The sequence below is a fragment of the Kitasatospora sp. NPDC032757 genome (assembly GCF_055579305.1).
Window position 1 is genome coordinate 137617 of the sequence record NZ_JBVINN010000011.1, and the last position, 23333, is coordinate 160949.

The window sequence follows — 23333 nt, forward strand, 5'->3', positions numbered from 1 at the left end:
GCCTACGGCAGGTGGTTCCCCCCCCCCCCCCCCCCGCCCACCCCCCCCCCCCCCCCCCCCCCCCTCCCCCCCCCCCCCCCCCCCTCGTCCCCCCCCCCCCCCCCCCCCCCCCGCGAGCCGGGCCTTCGGCGTTCCCGGCCTCCGCGGGGTGGCGCTCCGGGGGCGGGAATCGTGGCGAAATGCCAGAGTTGGAGCGATTTGCGATATAGCTGGAGCCGTACGACGGGAGAAGCGCCCATGCCTGACACTCCGACGCCCGCCACCATGCACAAGAACCCCCCGGCCCCTGCCGCTGCCGCAACGCCGTCCAGCAGCGACAGCAACAAACCGGTCAACGACCGCGGCCGCACCGCGCTGGCAGTGGGCGTGGTCGAGAAGATCGCCGGTATGGCCGCCCGCGAGGTCCCCGGCATCCACGCCCTCGGCTCCGGCCTCTCCCGCACCTTCGGCGCGATGCGCGACCGGGTGCCCGGCGGCAGGTCCAGCATCGGACGCGGGATCAAGGCCGAGGTCGGGGAGAAGCAGACCGCCATCGACATCGCGCTGGTCGTCGAGTACGGCGTGGTCATCCCCGACCTGGCCCGCCAGGTCAGGGAGAACATCATCGACGCGGTCGAGCGGATGACCGGCCTGGAGGTCGTCGAGGTCAACATCGCGGTCAACGACGTCCACCTGCCCGACGAGCCGGATGTCGAGGAGGAGGACGAGGAGACCGTCCCCCCGGGCCAGCGGCCCAAGCTGAAGTAAGGCAGTCGGGGGCAGCCCGCGCGGCGGGGAAGCAGCGGAAGACGAGGTGGAGCGGATGAACCTGGCCATCGTCGGCCTGGTGGTGGGTATGGCCCTCGGCTTCGCCGGCTATTTCGGCGGGTTCGCGGCGTTCCTGCTGGTGGCCGCACTGGGTGTGGTCGGCTTCGTGGCCGGGCGGCTGCTGGAGGGCGACATCGAACTCGGTGACCTCGGCGACCTGCTGCGCGGCCGCGACCGGCGCCGTTGATGGCGGCCCTCGCCACCCCCGTCTCCGGAACCCCTCGGCGCGAGCCCGGCGCCCGCGGCCGGCTTCGCGTCGCCGACCGGGTCTACGCCCGGATCGCCGCCCGGGCCGCCCGCGAGGCGCTCGCCGACGCCTGGCGAGGCCGGGCCGACCACGGAGGTCCGCCGAAGGTGTCGGTCTCCGTGCCGGGCTCCACCGTCCTCGTCCGGGCCGTCGTCGACCTGCCCTTCCCCGCCGACCTCGCCGCGCTCGCCCGCGCCGTCCGCGACCGGATCGCCGCCCAGGTCGGCGGGCTGACCGGGACCCGGGTCAGCGAGGTGGTGGTGGTCGTCGAGAAGCTGGTGCCGAGGGGAGCGGCATGACGGAACAACTGCCGGAAACCCAGCCCGTGGAACCGCCGGGCGAACCGCCCGCGCCCGAGGCGGTGAAGGTGCCCCGGCTGCGGGCGCCGCGGACGGCCGCCGCGGTGGTCGTCGCGGTCGTGGCGCTGGTGCTCGGCGGGGCGCTGCTCTACGACGTGATCGCGGTCCGCACCGGCCACCCCGCCCGGCGCTGGCGCGCCGAGATCGGCGACGAACTGGCCACCCGGCACCTGGACGACCTCTGGGTCCTGCTCGGTGCCGGGACCGCCACCCTGGCCGGCGCCTGGCTGCTCTGGCTCGCGTTCGCCCCCGGGCTGCGCCGCTGGCTGCCGCTGCGCCCGCACGGGGACACCGCCGCCGCCATCGACCGGGCCGGCGTGGGCATCCTGCTGGCCGACCGGGCCGCCGGCCTGCCGGGCATCGAACATCTCACCGTACGGATCAACCGCCGCCGGGTGAAGGTCGTCCTCGACGGACCGGCCGACCCGGCCTCCGTCCAGCGGCAGCTGCGGGAGGAGCTGGCGCGGGTCACCCTGGCCCGGCCGCTCCGGCTCGACGTGCGGACCAGGCGCGGCCGGGCCCGCCGCGGCGGGGCGACGGCCGGGCCGGAGAGTCCCGGCGTACCCGGGACGGGAGGGGCGGGATGAGCCGGTCCACCGTCAACCGGGTGCTGCTCGGTGTGGCCGGGCTGGTGCTGCTGGCCGCCGGGGTGCTGGTGCTGGCCGGCGGCCTCGACCTGTACCGGCGGCTGGGGGTGGACCCGCCGAGCTGGTGGCCGCTCACCTCGCCGGACCAGCCGGTGGTCAGTGCGTACTCGCGGACCGAGTGGGTGAATCAGTCCTGGTGGGCGGACCAGTCCTGGTGGTGGGCCGTCGTGATCGCCGGGCCGGCGATCGTGGTGGCCGGTGCGGCCTGGTGGCTCTTCGCGCAGCTGAGGCGCAGCGGCCCGTCCACCGTCGCCGTCCCCACGCCCGGCGCGTCCGGGCTGCGGCTGCGGCTGCGCAGCCGGGCACTGGAGGAGGCGCTGGAGACCGGCACGGTGGCGCTCCCGGAGGTCGAGCGGGCCCGCGTCCGGCTGGTCCGGGGCCGCCGGCACCCGCGGCTGCGAGCCACCGTCCGGTTGACCCCCGGGGGTGATCCGGCGGCCCTGGTCGAGCACTTCGAGACCGGCCCGCGCAGCGACGCCCGGGCCAGCCTCGGCCTCGCCGGGCTGCCGGCCGACCTGCGGGTCCGGGTGGCGGCGGCGAAGCCGGCCGCCACGCCGAGGCGCGGCGGCCGGCGCAAGCACCCGCGGGTCCGGTAGACCCGCGGGTCAGAGGCCGCGCAGGGCGCCGCCGTCGACGGGGAGCATCACGCCGGTCAGGTAGGAGGCGGCGGGGGAGAGCAGGAAGGCGGCGGCCTTGCCGAACTCCTCCGCCGTGCCGTAGCGGCCGAGCGGGATGGCGGCGTTGTGGCGGGCGCGGGCGGCGGCGGCGTCGCCGCTGAGGGCGTCCAGCTCGCGCACCCGGTCGGTGTCGATCCGGGCCGGGAGCAGCCCGACGACCCGGATGCCGCGCGGTCCCAGCTCGTCGGCGAGCGACTTGGCAGCCATCGCCAGGCCGGGCCGCAGCCCGTTGGAGATGCCGAGGCCCGGGATCGGCTCGCGGACCGAGCCGGAGAGCACGAAGCCGATCACGCCGCCCTCGCCGAGCACACCGGCCGCGCTGCGGGCGATCCGCAGGGCGCCCAGGAAGACCGACTCGAAGGCGCCGCGCCAGGCCTCCTCGGGGACGGCGGTCACCGGGCCGGCCTGCGGGCCGCCGACGCTGATCAGTACGCCGTCCAGCCGGCCGAAGCGCTCGACGGCCGCGGCGACGAGGTGGTCGGCGGTCGCGGGGTCGGAGTTGTCGGCGATCAGGCCGTGGGCGGCATCCGGGCCGCCGAGGGCGTCGACGGCGGCGTCGACGGACTCCTTGCTCCGGCCGCTGACCAGCACCCGGGCACCGTCGGCGGCGAGCTCCCGGGCGGCCGCGAAGCCGAGGCCCCGGGTGGCGCCGGTGACCACGTACACCTTGTCCTTCAGTCCAAGATCCATGGCCCCCATCCTGCCGGGTGCGGGGACGGACGGGGTAGCGGCGGGGGCAGGGGCGGCCGCGGCGGCCGCTGTGTGGCCGGATCGGTGCCCTGCCGGCCGGAAGTCGCCGGCACCGAGGGCCCGCCCGCGCTGGCGTTGACGTCGGCGTCAAGGTCTACCGTCGTTCCCGGCGGCGTTCGGAAACGGCCGGGAGGGCAGGTGCGTGATGCGGATCGGCGAGCTGGCGCAACGGGCGGGGACGACCACCCGGGCGCTGCGGTACTACGAGCAGCTCGGGCTGCTGCCCGCCCGGCGGGCCGGCAACGGCTACCGCGCGTACGGCGAGGACGATCTGCGGCTGCTCCGGCAGATCCGCACCCTGCAGGACTTCGGGTTCGGGCTGGAGGAGACCCGCCCGTTCGTGGAGTGCCTCCAGGCGGGCCATCCGGAGGGGGACTCCTGCCCGGCCTCGCTGGAGGTCTACCGGCGCAAGCTGGCCGAGCTGGACGACTGCATCGGCCGGTTGCAGGAGGTCCGTACGCAGGTGGCCGAGCAGTTCGCCCGGGCCGAGCAGGCCCGTGACGAGCTGGCGGCGGAGGCCGGCGGCCGGGCGCCGCAGTGCGAGTTGGCGATCGAGTGGGAGGAGCGGTAGATGGTGCGGATCACGGGCGTGCCGGCGGTCACGGACGAGACGTTCGCCGCCGAGGTGCTGGCGGCCGAGGGGCCGGTGCTGGTGGACTTCACGGCGGACTGGTGCCCGCCGTGCCGACAGATGGTGCCGGTGCTGGCGGACATCGCGCGGGAGGAGGCGCACCGGCTGACGGTGGTCAGCCTGGACGTGGACCACAACCCGCAGACGCAGGCCGCGTACGGCGTGCTGTCGATGCCCACGCTGATGGTGTTCCGGGGCGGCGAGCCGGTGAGGGCCGTGGTCGGCGCCCGGGCCAAGGCCCGGCTGCTGCGCGAGCTGGAGGACGTCCTGTAACGACCGGCGGGGCCGGCGCTACGCCGGCACGGCCTCCGGCGCCGCCTCGGCCTCGGCGGCCTCCTTGCGGCGGTCCTTGGCCTCGCGGCGGGCCATCACCCAGACCCCGACCGGGATCAGCGCGGTGAACAGCCACCACTGGATCGCGTACGCCATGTGCGGGCCGATGTCGGAGTGGTTGGGCTCGGGCAGCAGCTCGGGCTGGTCGGCGGGGGCCGGGGTGGTGGCGGTGAGCTCCAGGTAGCCGCCGAGCAGGGTCGCGCCGGTCTCCTGGGTCTGCTGCTCGGTGCTGATCAGGTTGAACTGGCGGTCCGGCAGGCCGGCCCGGTCGCGGATGCCGCTGCCGGCCGCGGTCTCGTCGGCGCGCATCCGGCCGGTGAGGGTGACCTCGCCGGCCGGGGCGGCCGGCACCGACGGGTAGGCGGCGGCGGAGTCGCCGGACGCCACCCAGCCCCGGTTGACCAGGACGGTGCCCTTGCCGTCGGAGAGCCTCAGCGGGGTGATCACGAAGTACCCGATCTTGTCCCCGCCGGAGCCGGTCCGCTTGCGGACCACGAACTCGTGCGCCGGGTCGTACTCCCCGGTGGCCGTCACCGACCGCCACGTCAGGCTCTTCGGCACGGCGAAGCCGGGCGTGGCCGACAGTGTGTCGTAGGGGACCGGCGACGCGCTGAGCGACGTGGCGATCAGCTCGTTGCGGGCCACCCGCGCCTCGTGGCGGTGGTACTGCCAGATCCCCAGCTTGATGGTGGTGGGGACCAGCAGGAGGGCGATCAGCAGGGTGATCAGCCAGCGCCGGGAGAGGAGAAAACGGTACACACGGGCACGGTACGCCCACCTCACAACCGGATCACGCACCGGGGTGCGGGGCGACCTCGCGCAGCAGTTGGAGGAAGGCGTCCTCGCCGACCACCGGGGTGCCGGCCTCGCGGGCCCTGCGGGCCTTGCCGCTCCAGCTGCCGGGCTCGTTGGTGACCAGCAGGCTGGTGAGCCGGCTCACCGAGGTGGCGATGTGCAGGCCGGCCTCGACGGCGCGGTCCTCCAGCAGCTCGCGGTCGGTCGCGGTGTCGCCGGTGAACGCCACCCGCATGCCCTGCACCAGCGGCTTGCCGTCCTCCCAGCGCCCGGGGTTCGGGTACGGGCACGGCGGGCGCTTCTTCGCCTGGCGGTAGGAGGAGCCCGTCCATGAGGTGCGGGCGGCGGAGACGGGCTCGTCCTCGCCGAGGTCGGTGACGGCGACGCAGTTCTGCAGCGGCAGCGGGACGCCGCCGCTGCGGGCCAGGTGGAGGCTGGGGCGGAAGGCCTCGGCGAGCACCCGGGCGTCGTCCAGGGCGTTGTGCGCCTGGCGCTGCTGGACGCCGAAGTAGGCGGCGAGCGAGGCCAGCTTGCCGTTGGGCAGCGGAAGCCGCAGGTCGCGGGAGAGCACCATGGTGCAGAGCCGCTGGTCGACCGGGGCGTGCCGGCCGGCCCGGGAGAACTCGCGGGAGATCATGTTCCAGTCGAAGAGCGCGTTGTGGGCGACCAGGACCCGGCCGCGCAGCCGTTCGGCGAAGTCGTCGGCGATCTCCGGGAAGGTCGGCGCACCCGCCAGCACCTCGTGGGTGAGGCCGTGGATCCAGACCGGGCCGGGGTCGCGCTCGGGATTGACCAGGGTGTACCAGTGGTCGGTGACCTCGCCCTCGGTGTCCAGCTGGTAGACGCCCGCCGAGATGACGCGGTCCGAACGGCCGAGGCCGGTGGTCTCGACGTCCACCACCGCGAAGCCCTCGGCGGGGGCGGCGGAGCGCTGGGCGGGGACGGGGACGGCCCGCGGCGCGCCGGACGTCTCGGGCTGGATCGCATGCATGGTCAAACAGAATAAGCGCCGCGGCGGTGGGGGCCGGTCGAAATGTGGCGGAGGCCGCCCGGAGTGAGCGGTTCGGCGGGCCGGAATAGAGTGGGCAGCGTATTCGTCGTACACCCAGTCGAATATCCCCTGGCTGCCCAACACCCCCGGCGCAGCCGATTTCCGAAGGACGAACGCTCATGCGCGCCACCGTGATCCACGGCCCCCACGACATCCGGATCGAGTCCGTGCCGGACCCGGTGATCCAGAACCCGACCGACGCCGTGGTCCGCGTGGTGAACGCCTGCATCTGCGGCAGCGACCTGTGGGCTTACCGGGGCGTGGCCGCCAGGGTGGCCGGGCAGCGGATCGGGCACGAGTTCCTCGGTGTGGTCGAGGAGACCGGCGCCGAGGTGAGCGGCTTCAAGCGGGGCGACCTGGTCGTGGCGCCGTTCGTCTGGTCGGACGGCAGCTGTGACTTCTGCCGCGAGGGCCTGCAGACCTCCTGCCCGCACGGCGGCTTCTGGGGCCAGGTCGGCTCGGACGGCGGCCAGGGCGAGGCGGTGCGCGTCCCGTACGCCGACGGCACGCTGGTGGCCCTGCCCAAGGACGCGGCGGGCGACGAGAAGCTGCTGCCCAGCCTGCTCGCCCTCTCCGACGTGATGGCCACCGGGCACCACGCCGCCGTCTCGGCGGGCGTGCGGCCGGGCGCGACCGTGGCGGTGGTCGGCGACGGCGCGGTGGGCCTGTGCGGCGTGCTGGCGGCGCAGCGGCTCGGCGCGGGCCGGATCATCGCGCTCGGCCGGCACACCGCCCGTACCGACCTGGCCCGCCGGTTCGGGGCCACCGACGTGGTCGCCGAGCGCGGCGAGGCCGCGATCGAGGCGGTCAAGGAGCTGACCGGCGGCCAGGGAGCGCACGCCGTGCTGGAGGCGGTCGGGACCGAGGAGTCGATGCGTACCGCCGTCTCGATCACCCGCGACGGCGGCGCGGTCGGCTATGTCGGGGTGCCGCACGGCGGCAGCGCGGGCGTCGACATCGGTCAGATGTTCGGCCGAAACGTTTCGCTCAACGGCGGCGTCGCCCCGGCCCGCGCCTACATTCCCGAGCTGCTGCCGGACGTCCTCTCCGGCGCCATCGAGCCCGGCCTGGTCTTCGACCGCACGATCGGCCTGGACGACGTCCCGGACGGCTACCGGGCGATGGACGACCGCTCCGCCCTGAAGGTGCGGATCGCTTTCTGACCTGTCGTCACCAGGGGCGGCACCGCAGGCCGGTGCCGCCCCTTCGGCATGTCCGGGTGCAATGATTTTCGGCCAATTGACTAGCGCGAGAGGGTGAACGGCTGGCCGATCGCGGTCAACCCCTTTCCGGGCGGGCCGGACGCTCCTAGCATTGCGCGGCGCGCATCCGGACTGTGACGCCCCTCACGTCCGATCGTTCCCCTGGTGCGACCAGCACGCCGAAGGAGTGAGGAGAGAGAGTGGAATCGCCGCCGATCACCACTGCCCCTACGGAAGTCCGACTCATCGAGGAGAGCGAAGAGTTCCGAACCCTGCGGCGCTCGTTCCGGAGCTACGCGTTCCCGGTCACCATCGGCTTCGTCCTCTGGTACCTGCTGTACGTCCTGCTCTCCTGCTACGCGCCCGGTCTGATGGGCACCAAGGTGGTCGGGCACATCAACGTCGCCCTGGTCCTCGGGCTGCTGCAGTTCGTCACCACCTTCGCCATCGCGGCCTGGTACGCGCGCTACGCGGACCGGCGGCTCGACCCGCCCGCCGCCGCGATCCGCGAGGCCCAGGGCGCCGTGGTCCACGCCCCGCGGGAGGCCGCCGAATGACCCTGCTCGCCACGTCCGCCACCGAGCACCGCGGCCTCACGATGACCCTGTTCGGGTTCTTCGTGCTGGCCACCCTCGGCATCACCGTCTGGGCCGGGCGGCAGACCAAGGACGCCGCCGACTTCTACGCCGGCGGCCGCGGCTTCACCGGCTTCCAGAACGGCCTTGCCATCTCCGGCGACTACATGTCGGCCGCGTCCTTCCTCGGCATCGCCGGGGCCATCGCGCTCTCCGGCTACGACGGCTTCCTCTACTCGATCGGCTTCCTGGTCGCCTGGCTGGTCGCGCTGCTGCTGGTCGCCGAACCGCTGCGCAACGCCGGCCGGTACACCATGGCCGACGTGCTCGCGTTCCGGATGAGGCAGCGGCCGGTGCGCACCGCGGCCGGGATCTCCACCATCGTGGTGTCGATCTTCTACCTGCTGGCCCAGATGGTCGGCGCCGGGACGCTGGTCGCCCTGCTGCTCGGGGTCAACGGGGACGGTGCCAAGCAGCTGACCATCGTCGCGGTCGGCGCGCTGATGGTGATCTACGTGGTGATAGGGGGGATGAAGGGCACCACCTGGGTGCAGATCATCAAGGCCGTGCTGCTGATCGCGGGCACCGCGCTGATGACCGTCCTGGTGCTGGCCAAGTACCACTTCAACCCCTCCGCGCTGCTGGGCGCCGCCGCCGACGCCAGCGGCAAGGGGGCCGCGTTCCTGGAACCGGGGCTCAAGTACGGCGTCAGCGGAACCAGCAAGCTCGACTTCCTCAGCCTCGGGATCGCGCTCGTGCTCGGCACCGCCGGGCTGCCGCACATCCTGGTCCGCTTCTACACCGTGCCCACCGCCAAGGCCGCCCGGAAGTCGGTGCTCTGGGCGATCGGGATCATCGGCGGCTTCTACCTGATGACCCTGGCGCTCGGCTTCGGCGCGGCGGCCCTGGTCGGCCCAAAGGCGATCAAGGCGGCCAACGCGGCCGGCAACACCGCTGCCCCGCAGCTCGCCGAGGAGCTCGGCGGCGGCGCGGGCACGACCGGCGGCGCGATCCTGCTGGCGGTGATCTCCGCGGTCGCCTTCGCCACCATCCTGGCCGTGGTGGCCGGCCTCACCCTGGCCTCCTCGGCCTCCTTCGCCCATGACCTGTACGCCAACGTCATCCGGCGGGGCAAGGCCACCGAGAAGGAGGAGGTGCTCTCGGCGAAGTGGGCCGCCGTCGCCATCGGCGCGGTCGCCATCGTGCTCAGCCTCTTCGCGGGGAAGCTCAACACCGCCGCGCTGGTCGCACTGGCCTTCGCGGTGGCCGCCTCGGCCAACCTGCCGACGCTGCTGTACTCGCTGTTCTGGAAGCGGTTCACCACCGCGGGCGCGGTCAGCTCCGTCTACGCGGGCCTGATCACGTCGGTGACGCTGGTCCTCTTCTCGCCGGTCGTCTCCGGCGGCAAGAACTCGCTCTTCCCGCACTCCGACTTCCACTGGTTCCCGCTGGAGAACCCCGGCCTGGTCTCCATCCCGGTCGGCTTCCTCGCGGGCTGGATCGGCACCCTGCTCTCCAAGGAGAAGGCCGACCCGGCGAAGTACGCTGAACTGGAGGTCCGCTCGCTGACCGGGCTGGGCGCCCACTGATGCACGGGCGATGACTAAGCTGGCCCGGCCCGCCGAACGCGGCGGCCGGGCCGGCCGCTTTTCCGGGCCGGCCGCGAACTCGGGAAGGGACCGCCGTGCTCCTCGACACCTTCGGCCGGCAGGCCGTCGACCTGCGGGTCTCCCTCACCGACCGGTGCAACCTGCGCTGCACCTACTGCATGCCGGAGGAGGGTCTGCAGTGGCTGGCCAAGCCGGACCTGCTCACCGACGAGGAGATCGTCCGGCTGGTGACTATCGCGGTCCGCGACCTCGGCGTCCGGGAGGTCCGGTTCACCGGCGGCGAGCCGCTGCTGCGGCCCGGGCTGGTCGGCATCGTCGACGCCTGCGCGGGGCTCGAACCGCGCCCCGAACTCTCCCTCACCACCAACGGCATCGGCCTCGCCCGGACCGCCGCAGCGCTGCACGCGGCCGGGCTGGACCGGGTCAACGTCTCGCTCGACACCCTCGACCCGGACACCTTCCACACCCTCACCCGCCGCCACCGTCACCAGGACGTCCTGGACGGGCTGGCCGCCGCCGAGGCCGCCGGGCTGGCGCCGGTCAAGCTGAACACCGTGCTGATGCGGGGGATCAACGACCACGAGGCTCCCGAGCTGCTCGCCTGGTGCCTGGAGCGCGGCTACGAGCTGCGGTTCATCGAGCAGATGCCGCTGGACGCCCAGCACGGCTGGGACCGCTCGGCGATGGTCACCGCCGAGGAGATCCTGGACCGGCTCGCCGCCCGATTCACGCTCGCCCCCGAGCTGTCCGCCCGCCGTGGCGCGGCGCCGGCCGAGCGCTGGGTGGTCGACGGCGGCCCGGGCCGGGTGGGCGTGATCGCCTCCGTCACCCGGCCGTTCTGCCGGGCCTGCGACCGCACCCGGCTGACCGCCGACGGGCAGGTGCGCAACTGCCTCTTCGCGACCGGGGAGACCGACTTGCGGACGGCGCTGCGCTCGGGCGGCGGCGACGCCGAGATCGGCGAGCTGTGGCGCGCGGCGATGTGGGGCAAGAAGGCCGGAGCCGGGATCGACGATCCGGAGTTCCTCCAGCCCGACCGGCCGATGTCGGCGATCGGCGGCTGAGTGAGGCCTGACGAGGCCTGACGGCGCCGGCGGAGCGGCGGGGCCGGAGACGACGGCCGGTGGCCGGTGGGCGGTGGCCTGGGGCCGAGTGAACCCCGGAGGGGCCGCGCGGGGGCTACTCGCCGTCCTCGGGGGTCCAGTCGGCGAGGGCGACGACCTCCTTGAGGAAGCCGCGCACGCCGAGGAACTGCGCGAGGTGCTCGCGGTGCTCCTCGCAGGCCGCCCAGGTCTTCCGGCGGTCCGGGGTGTGCAGCTTGGGGTTGTTCCAGACCAGCACCCAGCGGGCGTCCGCCCGGCAGCCCTTGGCGGAGCAGACCGGCGTCTGCGGCTGGGGGGTGTCCGGGGAGAGCATCGGGCCGTCCTCAAGCGGTGGGCGGGTGTGGTCACCGCCAGTCTTTCACGTGCCCGGACGGCTTCCGGATCCGGGCATGGCGACGCCGGGCAGCCACGGGGGGAGCCGCCCGGCGTCGGTCCGTCGCTCCGACGGGGGATGCGGAGCGCGTACGCAGTATGTCACGGCAGGACCCTCGGATGGGGAGGTCTTGCATGATTAATCTGAGGTTCTTTTGAGCTTTCCGCAGGGGCAGTTGGCGGAAACTCTGCCAAAACGGACAGTCAGCTCGGGTTCTGTGGAGAATCGGTGGGTGCACTCTCTGTCACATCCGTACCGTGCGACGCATCCGCCCCACCGGCACCACCGGTACCGCCGGGCCCGAGCATCAGCGGAACGTCCGGCGGGACGTCGAAGGTGCTCGGCAGGCCGGGCGCCCTCTCCCGGCCCGCGTTGGCGATCAGCACCGCGAAGTACGGCAGCAGCACGCCGCCCGCCAGCGCGGCGACCGCCAGCCACCGCTGGATGTCCCACAGGATCACCCCCAGCAGGACGCAGACGGTGCGGAGCAGCATCGAGGCCACGTAGCGGCGCTGCCGCCCGCGGACGTCCTCGGAGAGGCTGCTGCGCGCACCCGTGATCCGGTGGACCTCTCCACCGTCGGCGCTCTTGCCCATGTCCTACCGCCCTCGTCCACGCACCCGCGCGTCTCGCCGCGCGGCCACCTCACGGTACGCCGCGCGGGAACCGGCGACGAGACCGGGGCGGACGGACACGCGCCACCGGGGGCCTGTCCGGCCCATCAGGCCGGGCCGCAGGGGCCGACCGGCGGGGCCGGACCGGACGCGCCCTACCGCGCCTGGGAGAGGTACTCCGGCGGCACCGCGTCGGTCAGCCAGACACCGTTGGCGCTGATCCGGAACTCGTGGCCGGCCGACACCATCGCCGCGGCGTCGACCGTCAGGACCACCGGGCGGCCGTGCCGGGCACCGACCCGGGTGGCCGTGTCGGTGTCGGCGGAAAGGTGGACGTCCTGCCGGGCCATCGGCCGCAGGCCCTCGCGGAATATCGACGCAAGGTTCCGGGTGGCGGTGCCGTGGAACAGCACCGCCGGGGGCTCGGCGGCGGTCAGACCGAGGTCGACCGCCACCGTGTGCCCCTGGCTGGCGCGGATCGAGAGACCGTCCTCGGAGAAGGCGAACCGGCGCTTGTTGTTGGTCGCCACCACGTGGTCCAGCTCGGCCCTGGTCAGCCGGCTGCCCCTGGCCGCCAGTGCGGCGAGCAGGACGTCCACCCGGACCCAGCCGGCCGCGTCCAGGGTGATCCCGACCCGCTCGGGCTCGTGCCGCAGGATGCGGGAGAGCATCTTGCTGGTCCTGACCGTGCGCTTCTCGTCCACTTCTCTCTCGATCCTTCCCCCGTGGCGGCCCGGCTACGAGGCCTGGCTGACCGAACTCATGTTGAAGTCCGCGACCCGCACCGGCGGCATCGCCGTCCGGGTGAACCAGTCGCTCCACTCGCGCGGCAGGCAGCGCTCGGTCCGGCCCACCTCGGTGATCCGGCCGAGCAGCTCGACCGGCGACTCGTTGAACCGGAAGTTGTTCACCGCGCCGACGACCTCGCCGTTCTCCACCAGGTAGACGCCGTCCCGGGTGAGGCCGGTGAGCAGCAGCGTCGCCGGGTCCACCTCGCGGATGTACCAGAGGCAGGTGAGCAGCAGGCCGCGCTCGGTACGGGCGATCATCTCGTCCAGGGTCGGCGCGGCCGTCTGGTCGGCCGTCTGCAGGACGAGGTTGTCGATCGCCGGCTTCAGCGGCAGGCCGGTCAGGCCGGCCGAGTGCCGGGTGGTGATCAGCTCGGCCAGCTCGCCGTCCCGGATCCAGTCGGTGGCGGTCAGCTCCACGCCGTTGTCGAAGACCGAGGAGTCCCCGGCCGTCGAGTGCGCCAGCACGAACGGTGCCGCCTCCAGGCCCGGCTCGGCCGGGTCGGAGCGCAGTGTCAGCGGCAGCTTGGCCAGCTTGTCGCCGATCCGCGTTCCTCCGCCGGGCCTGGAGAACACCGTCCGCCCTTCGAAGGCGTCCCGGCCGCCGGAGGACCAGCTCAGGTAGATCATGAGGTCGGCCACGGCCGAGGGCGGCAGCAGCGTCTCGTACCGGCCGGCCGGCAGGTCGACCTTGCGCGCGCCCCAGGCCAGCCGCTTGGTCAGCTGGGCGTGCAGGTCGGCGACGTCCACGTCGGTGAAGTCCCGGGTGGCGGCGCCGGCCCAGGCCGAGCCGGTGAGGTCGGCCGTCTTGGCGTTCACCTCGACCATGCCGGTCGGCTGGTCGTGGCGCAGCCGCAGGCCGGTGGAGGTGCCCAGGTAGCTGGAGACCAGCTCGTGCCGGGCGAAGCCGTACAGCAGCTCGCCCTGCGCGGCGGCCCGGGCGAAGGCCTCGCCGAGGGCGGGTGCGAACGCCGCGAACACCTCGATCGAGGTCTCGGCCGGCGGCTCGGTGAAACGGGGGGAGGACGGCCGGTCGGCGATCAGCGGCTGGGCGTCCTCGGCCGGACCGGCCGCCCGGGCCGCGTCCTCCGCGGCCCGGACCAGGCCCTCCACCTCGTCCGCGGTGACGGCCTCGCGGGAGACCACCCCGGAGGCGGTGCCCTCGGCCCCGGCCACCGTGGCGATCACGGTGAGGCGGCGGCCGCGGGTGACCCCGTTGGTGGTGAGCGCGTTGCCGGCCCAGCGGAGGTTGGCGGTCGACTCCTCGTCGGCGATCACCACGCAGCCGTCGGCGCGGGAGAGGCCGAGCGCCAGCTCGACGAGTTCGTGGGGCTGCGTCGCGGCCATCAGTGACCCGCCTCCTGCTGGGTGTTGAGCACGTTGACGTTGCGGAACAGCGCGGACGGGCAGCCGTGGCTGACCGCCGCGACCTGGCCGGGCTGCGCCTTGCCGCAGTTGAAGGCACCGCCGAGGACGTAGGTCTGCGGGCCGCCGACGGCCGCCATCGAACCCCAGAAGTCGGTGGTGGTGGCCTGGTAGGCGAAGTCCTTGACCTGGCCCGCGAGCTCGCCGTTCCTGATGGCGTAGGCGCGCTGGCCGGTGAACTGGAAGTTGTAGCGCTGCATGTCGATCGACCAGGAGCGGTCGCCGACGATGTACAGGCCGTTCTCCACGCCCGCGAACAGGCCCTCGGTGGACGGGCCGCCGGCGGCCGGCCGGAGCGAGACGTTGGCCATCCGCTGCACCGGGACGTGGGCGGGGGAGTCGGCGAACGCGCAGCCGTTGGAGCGGTCGAACCCCTTGAGCTTCGCCATCCCGCGGTCCAGCTGGTAGCCCACCAGGACGCCGTCCTTGACGAGGTCCCAGGACTGGGTGGCGACGCCCTCGTCGTCGTAGCCGATGGTGGAGAGGCCGTGCTCGGCGGTGCGGTCGCCGGTGACGTGCATCAGCTCGGAGCCGTACTTCAGCGAGCCCAGCTTGTCGAAGGTGGCGAAGGAGGTGCCCGCGTAGGCGGCCTCGTAGCCGAGCGCCCGGTCCAGCTCGGTGGCGTGGCCGATCGACTCGTGGATGGTCAGCCAGAGGTTGGACGGGTCGATCACCAGGTCGTAGCGGCCGGCCTCGACGCTCGGCGCCTTCATCTTCTCGGCCAGCAGGACGGGGAGTTCGGCCAGCTCGGCGTCCCAGTCCCAGCCGGTGCCGGTCAGGTACTCGAAGCCGCGCCCGACCGGCGGGGCCAGGGTGCGCATCGAGTCGAAGGCCCCGGTGCGCTCGTCCACCGAGGTGGCCTCCAGCGTCGGGTGCAGCCGGATCCGCTGCTGGGTGGTCACGGTGCCGGCGGTGTCGGCGTAGAACTTGTTCTCCTGCACCGTCAGCAGCGTGGCCTGGACGTGCGAGACGCCCTCGGCGGCCAGCAGCCGCGAGCTCCAGCCGGCGAGCAGCGCCGTCTTCTCCGCGTCCGGCACCTCGAAGGGGCTCACCTCGTACGCGGAGACCCAGGTGGCGTCCGGGTAGACCGGCTCGTCCGCCAGTTCGACCCGCTCCTTCGACCCGGCCGCCCGGCTGATCCCGCCGGAGAGCCGGGCCACCGCGACGGCCTGCTCGGCGACCTTCGCCGCCGCGGCCGTGGTGAGGTCCACCCCGGCGGCGAAGCCCCAGGCGCCGTCCAGCAGCACCCGGACGGCGAAGCCGAGCTGGACGCTGTCGGAGGTGCCGGCCGGCCGGGCGTCGCGCAGCCGCCAGGAGGCGCTGCGGACCCGCTCCAGCCGGAAGTCGGCGTGCGCGGCGCCGAGTTCACGCGCCCGGGTGAGGGCGGCGTCGGCCAGGGCGTGCAGCGGGTAGGCGAGGAACAGCGGGTCGACGGCGCGCCCGGGCGCGGCGCCGGCACTGCTGGTCGGGGGGATCGGAGGCAATCGGGCTCCCTGGTCGGAGGGGCGGCGGTGCGGGCGGCCCCGGACAGGGGTACCCGCACCGCATCATTTCCCGTCCACAGGGATTGGGCCAGCGCATTTCGGCGGTGACACGCGCCGTCCGGCGCTGCGGCCCGCACGCCTCGGCGGGGGCGTCAGACGACGCTCTCCCACCAGCCGTCCAGCTCCGGCGGATTGTCGACGTCGACGCGCTCGCCGGGGCGGGGCACCGCCAGCGGTACGGCCTGCTGTTTGGCCTCCGCCAGCAGCCGCTCGATCGGCTCGGACCACGGGTGCAGGCCCAGGTTGAAGGTGCACCAGTGGACCGGGACCAGCAGGCCGGCGTTCAGTTCGCGGTGGGCGAGGACGGCGTCCTCCGGCGTCATGTGGATGTCCGCCCAGGCCGCGTCGTACGCGCCGATCTGCATCAGCGCGGCGTCGAACGGGCCGTGCTGCGCGCCGATCTCGGCGTAGCCCTCGAAGTAGCCGGAGTCCCCGGTGTAGAAGACCTTGCGGGTGGGCCCGGCGATCACCCAGGAGCCCCAGAGGGTGGTGTTGCGGGTCAGGCCGCGGCCGGAGAAGTGGTGGGCCGAGGTCAGGGTGACCGCCAGCTCGCCGAGGGTGCAGGTCTCGTCCCAGTCCAGCTCGATGATCCGGTGCTCCGGGACGCCCCAGCGGCGCAGGTGACCGCCGATGCCGAGCGGCACCGCGAACGGCGCCGACTGGCTGCGCACCAGCCGCTTGACCGTCGCCATGTCCAGGTGGTCGTAGTGGTCGTGCGAGATCAGCACCGCGTCGACCTGCGGCAGCTCCTCCAGCTCGACCGGCACCGGGTGCAGCCGCTTCGGGCCGACGTGCGCCGAGGGGGAGCAGCGCTCGCTCCAGACCGGGTCGAGCAGCACCCGGGTGCCCTCGATCTCGACCAGCGCGGACGCGTGTCCGTACCAGGTGATCTCCACGCCCTCGGCGGCCGGGCGCGGCCCGGCGGCGGGGCGGACGGTCGGCACCGGGTGCGCGGGCACCCGGCCCTCGCGCTGGAACAGCATCCGGCGCACGGTGTCCCGGTCGAAGTCGGGGGTGGACTTGGCCCGCGCCAGCGTGGACGGCGCGTTGTGGAAGACGCCGTCGCGGTACTGCGGCGAGTCGCGCACCCGCTCCTCGCGCTCGCCGTCCGGCCGGCGCCCGAACGCCGCCGGCAGGTCGCGCAGCGACCAGGCGGCCGCTCCCGCGCCGGCTGCCAGGGCGGCCAGGGCCAGCAGTCGTCCGCGCCGGTGGGTGGTACCGGGCCGTCCCTCGATCATCCGCGCTCTGCCTTCGCTCGTCGGCCTCGTCCGTCGCCGCGGCCGCCCGGGGCCCTTCCAGGGAAGCGGTGCGGTCGGCCCCGCTTGTCCGCACCACGGGGGCAACGGGTACGCGGCGGTACATGTTCCCGTGCGCCCGGTGCGGACGGGCCCGTGCGCAGGTCTCGTGGGAAGCCACAACGACCCGTGTGCGGCCGGTGCGCCGTCCGTGTGCAGTACGTGAACCCGGCATGGGCGCGGATTGTCGGATTGCGACAGTTCCGCCGGTGAGGCGCTGTGGGAGCTCGATTCGTCTCCGCCCCGGGCCGACCGATAGCGTCACACTGCGTACGCAATCCGACGTACGCACCCTTACGGAGAGAGGTGGATCGTTGAGCCGCTCGGTTCTCGTCACCGGAGGAAACCGGGGCATCGGCCTCGCGATCGCCCTGGCCTTCGCCGAGGCGGGCGACAAGGTCGCCATCACCAGCCGCTCGGGTGAGGTGCCCGAGGAGCTGGCCAAGCACGACGTCCTCGCGGTGCGCTGCGACATCACCGACAGCGCCCAGGTGGACGCGGCGTTCACCGAGATCGAGGCCAAGCACGGCGGTGTGGAGGTGCTGGTCGCCAACGCGGGCATCACCCACGACACGCTGCTGCTGCGCATGTCCGAGGAGGACTTCACCTCCGTCGTGGACACCAACCTCACGGGCACGTTCCGGGTGGTCAAGCGCGCCTCCAAGCTGATGATGCGCGCCCGCAAGGGCCGGGTCGTGCTGATCTCCTCGGTGGTCGGCCTCTCCGGCTCGCCGGGCCAGGCCAACTACGCCGCCTCCAAGGCCGGCCTGGTCGGCTTCGCGCGCTCGCTGGCGCGCGAGCTGGGCCCCCGCAACATCACCGTCAACGTGGTCGCCCCCGGCTTCGTCGACACCGACATGACCGCAGTGCTCAGCGACGAGCGCCGCGCGGAGATCGTCTCGGGCGTGCCGCTGGGCCGTTACGCGGCGCCCGCCGAGGTCGCCTCCACCGTGCGGTTCCTCGGTTCGGACGAGGCCGCGTACATCACCGGAGCCGTCATTCCCGTCGACGGCGGATTGGGCATGGGTCACTGAACATGAGTGGAATCCTTGAGGGCAAGCGGATCCTGATCACCGGAGTGCTGATGGAGTCCTCCATCGCGTTCCACACCGCCAAGCTCGCCCAGGAGCAGGGCGCGGAGATCATCCTCACCGCCTTCCCGCGCCCGACCCTCACCGAGCGGATCGCCAAGAAGCTGCCGAAGCCGGTCAAGGTGCTGGAGCTGGACGTCTCCAGCGAGGAGCAGCTGGCCGGCATCGCCGACCAGGTCCGCGAGCACCTGCCGACCCTGGACGGCATCGTCCACTCGATCGGCTTCGCCCCGCAGGACGCCCTGGGCGGCAACTTCCTCAACACGCCGTGGGAGTCCGTCGCCACCGCCATGCAGGTCTCGGCGTTCTCGCTGAAGTCGCTCACCACGGCGCTGCTCCCGCTCATGCAGGACGGCGGCTCGGTGGTCGGCCTGACCTTCGACGCCCAGTTCGCCTGGCCGAAGTACGACTGGATGGGCCCGGCCAAGGCCGCGCTGGAGGCCACCTCCCGCTACATGGCCCGCGAACTCGGCGAGCGCAACATCCGGGTCAACCTGGTGTCGGCCGGCCCGATCGGCTCGATGGCCGCCAAGTCCATCCCGGGCTTCGGCGACCTGGCCGCGACCTGGGACGCCCGCTCCCCGCTGAAGTGGGACCTGAGCGACCCGGAGCCGGCCGGCCGCGGCGTCGTCGCCCTGCTGTCGGACTGGTTCCCGAAGACCACCGGCGAGATCGTCCACGTGGACGGCGGCCTGCACGCCATCGGCGCCTGACGGCCCGCACACACCGACGCCGCTGCCCGGCACTCCCCCTGGGGGTGCCGGGCAGCGGCGTTGCGCTTTCTCGGACGGCGGCACGGCGGCAGCCGGCTGCCCGGTGCGTGACGCCGACGACGGCACGGCGGGGCCGGGGCCCGGGCGGGCCCCGGCCGTCGGGTCAGGAGTCGGAGGGGGCGCAGGCGCCGATGGCGCGGCCGGCCTCGACGGAGGCCCGCTGGGGGTCGCCGGCGCGGATGGCGTCGAGGATCTCGTCGTGGCCGAGGTAGCGCTCGGCGATCAGTTCGGGGCCGACGTCGTGGCGCAGGTGGGCGCGGGTGACCTCGCCGAGGTCGGCGTAGAGGGCGGCAAGCACGTCGTTGTGGGCGGCGGCCACGACGGCCTGGTGGAAGGCGGCGTCGGCCTGGACGAAGTCCTCGGCGTCGCCGGACTGCCAGGCGTCCTCGCGGCGGGCGAGCGCGGCGTCCAGCAGGGCGAGGTCGCGGTCGGTGCGGCGGGTGGCGGCCAGGCCGGCGGCGGAAGTCTCCAGGGTGACCCGCAGTTCGGCCACCTGGGCCTGGTCGGCGTCGGCGAAGCGGCGGTGCATGACCCCGGCGAGCTCGCTGGTCGCGAGGACGTAGGTGCCCGAGCCCTGGCGGATGTCCAGCAGGCCGTTGTGGGCGAGGGCGCGGACGGCCTCGCGGACGGTGTTGCGGGCGACGCCGAGCTGTTCGACGAGGGCGGCCTCGGTGGGGATGCGCGAGCCGACGGGCCACTCGCCCGAGGTGATCTGGGCGCGCAGTTGCGCGATCACCTGGTCGGACAGCGGGGTGCGCCTCGGTGAGGACAGCGCCACGGGGACTCCTTGCGGCTTCGGGTCGGCGACGGCGGGGGCGGCGGCCGGTGGGTGGGTGGGTCGGTTGGCGTTCGGGCGGTGGGGCGGGGTCCGGGCGGTGGGGCGGGGTCCGGACGGTGCTTCAGGGGGGTCGGGACATCATGCCAATTCAAAGATGCGCTAATTCATCCCATCATTCTATGATGGCTCCCATGCCTCCCGCAGCAGACACCGCCACGTCCCCGCGAACCGGGGCCGGACCGCAGACCGAGCGGCCCACCGCCACCGCCTCCCCCTCCTCCGATCGGAGCAAGTACCTCGGCTGGCTGTTCGCCGTCGCGATCGCCGCCGCCGCCTTCAACCTCCGCCCCGTGGTCACCAGCCTCGGGCCGCTGCTCCGGCAGGTCACGGCCGACCTCGGAATGAGCCCGACGGTGGCCGGCCTGCTCGCCGCCGTCCCCTCGCTGTGCTTCGCCGTCTTCGGTTTCACCGCCCCCGGCATGGCGCGCCGGCTCGGCCCGATCGCGGTCGTCACCGCGGGCATGGGCGCGATCACGGTGGGCGCCCTGACGCGTTCCTTCGCCGGCGGCACGGTGGTCTTCCTGCTGCTCACCGCGCTGGCGCTGGCCGGGGTGGCGGTCTCCAACGTGCTGATCCCGGTGGTGATCAAGCGCTACTTCCCGGACCGGGTCGGTCCGATGATCGGCCTGTACTCGATGGCGCTGTCGGCCGGCACCTCGCTGGCCGCGGCCGTCACCGTCCCGATGACCAGCGCGCTCGGCGGCGACTGGCGGGTCGGGCTCGGCGTCTGGGCCGCGCTCGGCGCGGTCGCCCTGGTGCTCTGGCTGGTCGTCGCGGCGGTCAGGCGCGAGCGCGGCGACAAGGCCTCCGCCACGACCACCGAGCGGCTGCCGATCACCCGCAGCCGCACCGCCTGGGCGATGGCCTGCTTCTTCGGCCTCCAGGCCACCGGCGCGTACGCGGTGATGGGCTTCCTGCCGATGATCTTCCAGGACGCCGGGGTCTCCAAGGGCACCTCCGGGGTGCTGCTGGCACTCACCATGGCGGTCGGCGTGCCGGTCTCCTTCGTGCTGCCCAACCTCGCCGCCCGCCGCGGTGACCAGCGGCTGTTCGTCGTCGTGCTGGCCTCCTGCGGCATCGCCGGGTACGCCGGGCTGGCGCTGGCCCCGGCCGGCGGCGCCTGGCTCTGGGCCACCCTGGTCGGTCTCTCCAACTGCGCGTTCCCGCTGGTGCTCACCATGATCGGCCTGCGTGCCAGGACCGCCGGCGGGGTGGCCCAGCTCTCCGCCTTCGCCCAGGGTGTCGGCTACCTGATCTCCATCCCCGGCCCGATCCTGATCGGCCGGCTGTACCAGGCCACCGGCGACTGGTACCTGCCGCTGGGCTTCCTCGGCCTGCTGCTGGTGCCGCAGATGCTCTTCGGCCTGCGGGCGGCGCTGGCCCGGCACATCGAGGACGAGGCGGTCCGCCCCGCCACACCCGCCAGGGCCTGACGGGCGGCCGGCGCGGGCCCGAGGGGCCGGTGCCCGGCGGGCATGACCGGGGTGGGAGAATCCGGTCATGCCCGTACTCGAACCGAACCCCACCGACGGCCACAAGAAGCTCGGCCAGCTGGCCGCGGTGATCGCCGGCATCGTCGTCCTGCTGATCATCGTCGCCAACGTGGCCCAGAACCTCGGCTGACGCCCGCCCGGGACACCCGGCCGACCGACGGCCACCTCCTGCCGGCCGTCGGGCGACCTCCCGTTGGCCGGCACGCGAAGCCCCGGCGAACGGCGCATGATGGCACCCTCCACTCCTGAGAGTGGCGGCATCCGGGAGCATCGCGCCCCTCGGCGGCTTTTCTGCCAAGCTTGCTGGGTATGAGCGCCGACACGCCCCGCAGGATCATCGTTCTCCGCCATGCCAAGGCCGACTGGCCCAACGGCGTCGACGACCACGAGCGGCCGCTGGCCGACCGGGGCCGCCACCAGGCCCCGGACGCCGGCCGCTGGCTCGCCGACTCCGGCATCAACCCCGACTACGTGCTCTGCTCGACGGCCCTGCGTACCCGTGAGACGTGGAAGCTCGCCGCGCACGAGCTGCCGAAGCGCCCCCGGAAGACCGTCTACGAGGACCGGGTGTACGACGCCAGCCCCGGCGAGATCATCACCGTCCTCCAGGAGACGCCGGAGGAGTACGCCGACGTGGTGCTGGTCGGCCACAACCCCGGTGTGCTCGGGCTGACCCAGGTGCTGGCCGGGGACGAGGGCGACCGGGACGCGCTGGAGCGGCTGCGGCTCGGCGGCTTCCCCACCGCCGCCATCGCGGTGCTGAGCTTCGGCGGCTCCTGGAAGGGCGTCGAGCCGGGCGTGGCGGCGCTGGTCTCGTACTACACGCCGCAGGACTGACACCCGCGCCGGCCCGGTGGGCGCGGACCGACGGCCGGTGCGCCGCCGGCGCTGACGGCCGGCGCGCCGCTGGACTGACACGCGCAGGACCGATCGGACGTACGTGAGGGGCGCGAGGAGTGGTCCTCGCGCCCCTCACGCCTGTGCGGGAGCTACTCGGTCGGCGTGCCGTGCAGGACGTCGGCCGCCTCGACCTCCTCGCGGGTGATGCCCAGCAGGTAGAGCACGGTGTCAAGGAAGGGCACGTTCACCGCGGTGTCGGCGGCCTCCCGCACCACGGGCTTGGCGTTGAAGGCCACGCCCAGCCCGGCCGCGTTCAGCATGTCGAGGTCGTTGGCGCCGTCGCCGATCGCCACCGTCTGCTCCAGCGGCACCTTGGCCTGCTCGGCGAAGCGGGCCAGCCAGCGGGCCTTGCCGGCCCGGTCCACGATCTCGCCGACCACCCGGCCGGTGAACTTCCCGTCCACCACCTCCAGGGTGTTGGCGGCCGCGTAGTCCAGCCCCAGCTGCTCCACCAGGTGGTCGGTGACCTGGGTGAACCCTCCGGAGACCACCGCGACCTGGAAGCCCAGCCGCTGGAGCGTCCGGATCAGGGTGCGTGCCCCCGGGGTGAACCGGACCTCCGCGCGCACCTTCTCGGTCACCGCGGCGTCCAGGCCGGCCAGCAGTGCCACCCGGGCGCGCAGCGACTCGGCGAAGTCCAGCTCGCCGCGCATCGCCGCGGCCGTCACCTCGGCGACCTTCTCCTCGCAGCCCGCGTGGGCGGCGAACAGCTCGATCACCTCGTCCTGGATCAGGGTCGAGTCGACGTCCATCACGATCAGCCGCTTGGCCCGGCGCTCCAGGCCGGCCGCCACCACGGCGATGTCCACCCGCTGGGTGGCCGCCTCCTGGGCCAGCGCGGCGCGCAGCTCGTCGGTGGCGACGCCCGAGACGGCCAGCTCGACCGCGGTCACCGGGTACTTGGCCAGCCGGAAGACACGGTCGATGTTGCCGCCCGCGGCGGTGATCCGGGAGGTGAGCGCGGCGGTGGCGGAGGCGGTCAGCGGGTGGCCGAGCACGGTGACGTGCGAGCGGCCCTCGCGGCGCGGCCGGTTGTCGCCGATGCCGGAGATGATCTCGGCCTGGAGCTTCTGCTCCTCGGCCCAGCGGTGCACGGTGGAGCGCAGCTCGCCCTCGACGCCGGGGGCGCCGCCGGCCGGCGGGGTGACCAGGGCGCACAGCGTTATCCGGCCACGGGTGACGACCTGTTCGATGTCGATCACGTCGACGCCGAATCCGGCCAGGGTGGCGAAGAGGCCGGCGGTGATGCCGGGGCGGTCCTTGCCGAACACCTTGACGAGCAGGGTGCGCTCGTCCTCGGTCCGGGGCTGCGGGGCGGGGAACGGCTCGGCGGCCAAGGGCGATGCGTTCATGATGCCTCCCACGCTACCCGCCGTCCGGCGACGTCACGGCACCCGTCCGCGTCGTGGACG

Annotated in this window: 27 protein-coding genes; 16 read left to right on the forward strand and 11 right to left on the reverse strand. The window is 73.7% G+C overall.

Annotated elements, in window-relative coordinates; all coding sequences use genetic code 11:
- Nucleotides 1–237: 237 nt before the first annotated feature.
- From ACZ5WK_RS16005 to ACZ5WK_RS16025, 5 genes are read left to right on the forward strand one after another with little or no spacing between them, the layout of a single operon-like run.
- Nucleotides 238–747, forward strand: coding sequence for an Asp23/Gls24 family envelope stress response protein (locus ACZ5WK_RS16005; protein ID WP_465547997.1), 510 nt, complete (start codon nt 238–240; stop codon nt 745–747).
- Nucleotides 748–802: 55 nt separating this feature from the next.
- Entirely contained in the window at nt 803–994 is a 192-nt protein-coding gene (locus ACZ5WK_RS16010; protein WP_396324168.1) for a hypothetical protein, read from the forward strand.
- Complete coding sequence (locus tag ACZ5WK_RS16015) at nt 994–1353, forward strand: hypothetical protein (RefSeq protein ID WP_465547999.1); 360 nt, start codon at nt 994–996, stop codon at nt 1351–1353. The genes ACZ5WK_RS16010 and ACZ5WK_RS16015 overlap by 1 nt, the downstream gene beginning before the upstream one ends.
- Entirely contained in the window at nt 1350–2000 is a 651-nt protein-coding gene (locus ACZ5WK_RS16020) for a DUF6286 domain-containing protein (protein WP_465548001.1), read from the forward strand. Before ACZ5WK_RS16015 ends, ACZ5WK_RS16020 begins: the two co-directional genes overlap by 4 nt.
- Nucleotides 1997–2656, forward strand: coding sequence for an alkaline shock response membrane anchor protein AmaP (locus tag ACZ5WK_RS16025; protein ID WP_465548003.1), 660 nt, complete (start codon nt 1997–1999; stop codon nt 2654–2656). Before ACZ5WK_RS16020 ends, ACZ5WK_RS16025 begins: the two co-directional genes overlap by 4 nt.
- Before the next feature lie 9 nt (nt 2657–2665).
- On the opposite strand, the gene ACZ5WK_RS16030 is transcribed toward ACZ5WK_RS16025, so the two are convergent.
- A complete protein-coding gene (locus tag ACZ5WK_RS16030; RefSeq protein WP_465548005.1) occupies nt 2666–3427 on the reverse strand; it encodes an SDR family oxidoreductase in 762 nt (253 codons plus the stop codon).
- Nucleotides 3428–3632: 205 nt separating this feature from the next.
- Between ACZ5WK_RS16030 and ACZ5WK_RS16035 the strand changes: the two genes are divergently transcribed.
- Complete coding sequence (locus tag ACZ5WK_RS16035) at nt 3633–4058, forward strand: MerR family transcriptional regulator (protein ID WP_396324251.1); 426 nt, start codon at nt 3633–3635, stop codon at nt 4056–4058.
- Complete coding sequence (gene trxA, locus ACZ5WK_RS16040; RefSeq protein ID WP_396324163.1) at nt 4059–4391, forward strand: thioredoxin; 333 nt, start codon at nt 4059–4061, stop codon at nt 4389–4391.
- 18 nt (nt 4392–4409) lie between these two features.
- On the opposite strand, the gene ACZ5WK_RS16045 is transcribed toward trxA, so the two are convergent.
- Together ACZ5WK_RS16045 and ACZ5WK_RS16050 are read right to left on the reverse strand one after the other, a co-directional pair.
- The gene (locus ACZ5WK_RS16045) at nt 4410–5210 is read right to left on the reverse strand and encodes an SURF1 family cytochrome oxidase biogenesis protein (RefSeq protein ID WP_465548008.1); all 801 of its coding nucleotides are present in this window, start codon (nt 5208–5210) and stop codon (nt 4410–4412) included.
- A gap of 31 nt (nt 5211–5241) precedes the next feature.
- Complete coding sequence (locus tag ACZ5WK_RS16050; protein WP_465548010.1) at nt 5242–6237, reverse strand: DEDDh family exonuclease; 996 nt, start codon at nt 6235–6237, stop codon at nt 5242–5244.
- 179 nt (nt 6238–6416) lie between these two features.
- Here ACZ5WK_RS16050 and ACZ5WK_RS16055 point away from each other — a divergent pair, with 179 nt between their 5' ends.
- The 4 genes from ACZ5WK_RS16055 (at nt 6417) to moaA (ending at nt 10748) form a co-directional block, all read left to right on the forward strand.
- The gene (locus ACZ5WK_RS16055) at nt 6417–7460 is read left to right on the forward strand and encodes a zinc-dependent alcohol dehydrogenase family protein (RefSeq protein WP_465548012.1); all 1044 of its coding nucleotides are present in this window, start codon (nt 6417–6419) and stop codon (nt 7458–7460) included.
- Nucleotides 7461–7699: 239 nt separating this feature from the next.
- Nucleotides 7700–8056, forward strand: coding sequence for a DUF485 domain-containing protein (locus ACZ5WK_RS16060; protein WP_465548014.1), 357 nt, complete (start codon nt 7700–7702; stop codon nt 8054–8056).
- Nucleotides 8053–9663, forward strand: a complete 1611-nt coding sequence (locus ACZ5WK_RS16065) for a solute symporter family protein (protein ID WP_465548016.1) — start codon at nt 8053–8055, stop codon at nt 9661–9663. The genes ACZ5WK_RS16060 and ACZ5WK_RS16065 overlap by 4 nt, the downstream gene beginning before the upstream one ends.
- Before the next feature lie 95 nt (nt 9664–9758).
- Entirely contained in the window at nt 9759–10748 is a 990-nt protein-coding gene (gene moaA / locus ACZ5WK_RS16070; RefSeq protein ID WP_465548018.1) for a GTP 3',8-cyclase MoaA, read from the forward strand.
- Nucleotides 10749–10863: 115 nt separating this feature from the next.
- Here the strand turns inward: moaA and ACZ5WK_RS16075 are convergent, their stop codons facing one another.
- From ACZ5WK_RS16075 to ACZ5WK_RS16100, 6 genes are all read right to left on the reverse strand, one after another.
- On the reverse strand, nt 10864–11100 hold the full coding sequence (locus ACZ5WK_RS16075) for a hypothetical protein (RefSeq protein WP_396324155.1): 237 nt from the start codon (nt 11098–11100) through the stop codon (nt 10864–10866).
- A 263-nt stretch (nt 11101–11363) separates the two neighbouring features.
- A complete protein-coding gene (locus ACZ5WK_RS16080) occupies nt 11364–11756 on the reverse strand; it encodes a DUF3099 domain-containing protein (protein WP_465548021.1) in 393 nt (130 codons plus the stop codon).
- A 173-nt stretch (nt 11757–11929) separates the two neighbouring features.
- On the reverse strand, nt 11930–12478 hold the full coding sequence (locus ACZ5WK_RS16085) for an RNA 2'-phosphotransferase (protein ID WP_465548022.1): 549 nt from the start codon (nt 12476–12478) through the stop codon (nt 11930–11932).
- Nucleotides 12479–12511: 33 nt separating this feature from the next.
- A complete protein-coding gene (locus tag ACZ5WK_RS16090) occupies nt 12512–13909 on the reverse strand; it encodes a metallopeptidase TldD-related protein (RefSeq protein ID WP_396324152.1) in 1398 nt (465 codons plus the stop codon).
- Nucleotides 13909–15471, reverse strand: a complete 1563-nt coding sequence (locus ACZ5WK_RS16095; RefSeq protein WP_465548025.1) for a TldD/PmbA family protein — start codon at nt 15469–15471, stop codon at nt 13909–13911. Before ACZ5WK_RS16095 ends, ACZ5WK_RS16090 begins: the two co-directional genes overlap by 1 nt.
- A gap of 152 nt (nt 15472–15623) precedes the next feature.
- The gene (locus tag ACZ5WK_RS16100; protein ID WP_465548026.1) at nt 15624–16769 is read right to left on the reverse strand and encodes an MBL fold metallo-hydrolase; all 1146 of its coding nucleotides are present in this window, start codon (nt 16767–16769) and stop codon (nt 15624–15626) included.
- A gap of 371 nt (nt 16770–17140) precedes the next feature.
- On the opposite strand from ACZ5WK_RS16100, the gene fabG reads away from it, so the two are divergent.
- Both fabG and fabI read left to right on the forward strand, forming a co-directional pair.
- Complete coding sequence (gene fabG / locus ACZ5WK_RS16105) at nt 17141–17860, forward strand: 3-oxoacyl-[acyl-carrier-protein] reductase (protein ID WP_396324149.1); 720 nt, start codon at nt 17141–17143, stop codon at nt 17858–17860.
- A gap of 2 nt (nt 17861–17862) precedes the next feature.
- The gene (fabI, locus tag ACZ5WK_RS16110; protein ID WP_465548029.1) at nt 17863–18630 is read left to right on the forward strand and encodes an enoyl-ACP reductase FabI; all 768 of its coding nucleotides are present in this window, start codon (nt 17863–17865) and stop codon (nt 18628–18630) included.
- 163 nt (nt 18631–18793) lie between these two features.
- On the opposite strand, the gene ACZ5WK_RS16115 is transcribed toward fabI, so the two are convergent.
- A complete protein-coding gene (locus tag ACZ5WK_RS16115) occupies nt 18794–19468 on the reverse strand; it encodes a FadR/GntR family transcriptional regulator (RefSeq protein WP_465548031.1) in 675 nt (224 codons plus the stop codon).
- 191 nt (nt 19469–19659) lie between these two features.
- Here ACZ5WK_RS16115 and ACZ5WK_RS16120 point away from each other — a divergent pair, with 191 nt between their 5' ends.
- The 3 genes from ACZ5WK_RS16120 to ACZ5WK_RS16130 all read left to right on the forward strand — a co-directional run bounded on the left by ACZ5WK_RS16120 (nt 19660) and on the right by ACZ5WK_RS16130 (nt 21858).
- On the forward strand, nt 19660–20961 hold the full coding sequence (locus tag ACZ5WK_RS16120; RefSeq protein WP_465548033.1) for a CynX/NimT family MFS transporter: 1302 nt from the start codon (nt 19660–19662) through the stop codon (nt 20959–20961).
- A 67-nt stretch (nt 20962–21028) separates the two neighbouring features.
- The gene (locus tag ACZ5WK_RS16125) at nt 21029–21151 is read left to right on the forward strand and encodes an SGM_5486 family transporter-associated protein (protein ID WP_396324145.1); all 123 of its coding nucleotides are present in this window, start codon (nt 21029–21031) and stop codon (nt 21149–21151) included.
- A 179-nt stretch (nt 21152–21330) separates the two neighbouring features.
- Nucleotides 21331–21858: a SixA phosphatase family protein gene (locus tag ACZ5WK_RS16130; RefSeq protein ID WP_465548035.1), complete on the forward strand. Its 528-nt coding sequence runs from the start codon at nt 21331–21333 to the stop codon at nt 21856–21858.
- A 152-nt stretch (nt 21859–22010) separates the two neighbouring features.
- Here the strand turns inward: ACZ5WK_RS16130 and serB are convergent, their stop codons facing one another.
- A complete protein-coding gene (gene serB / locus ACZ5WK_RS16135; protein WP_396324143.1) occupies nt 22011–23273 on the reverse strand; it encodes a phosphoserine phosphatase SerB in 1263 nt (420 codons plus the stop codon).
- Nucleotides 23274–23333 lie beyond the last annotated feature (60 nt).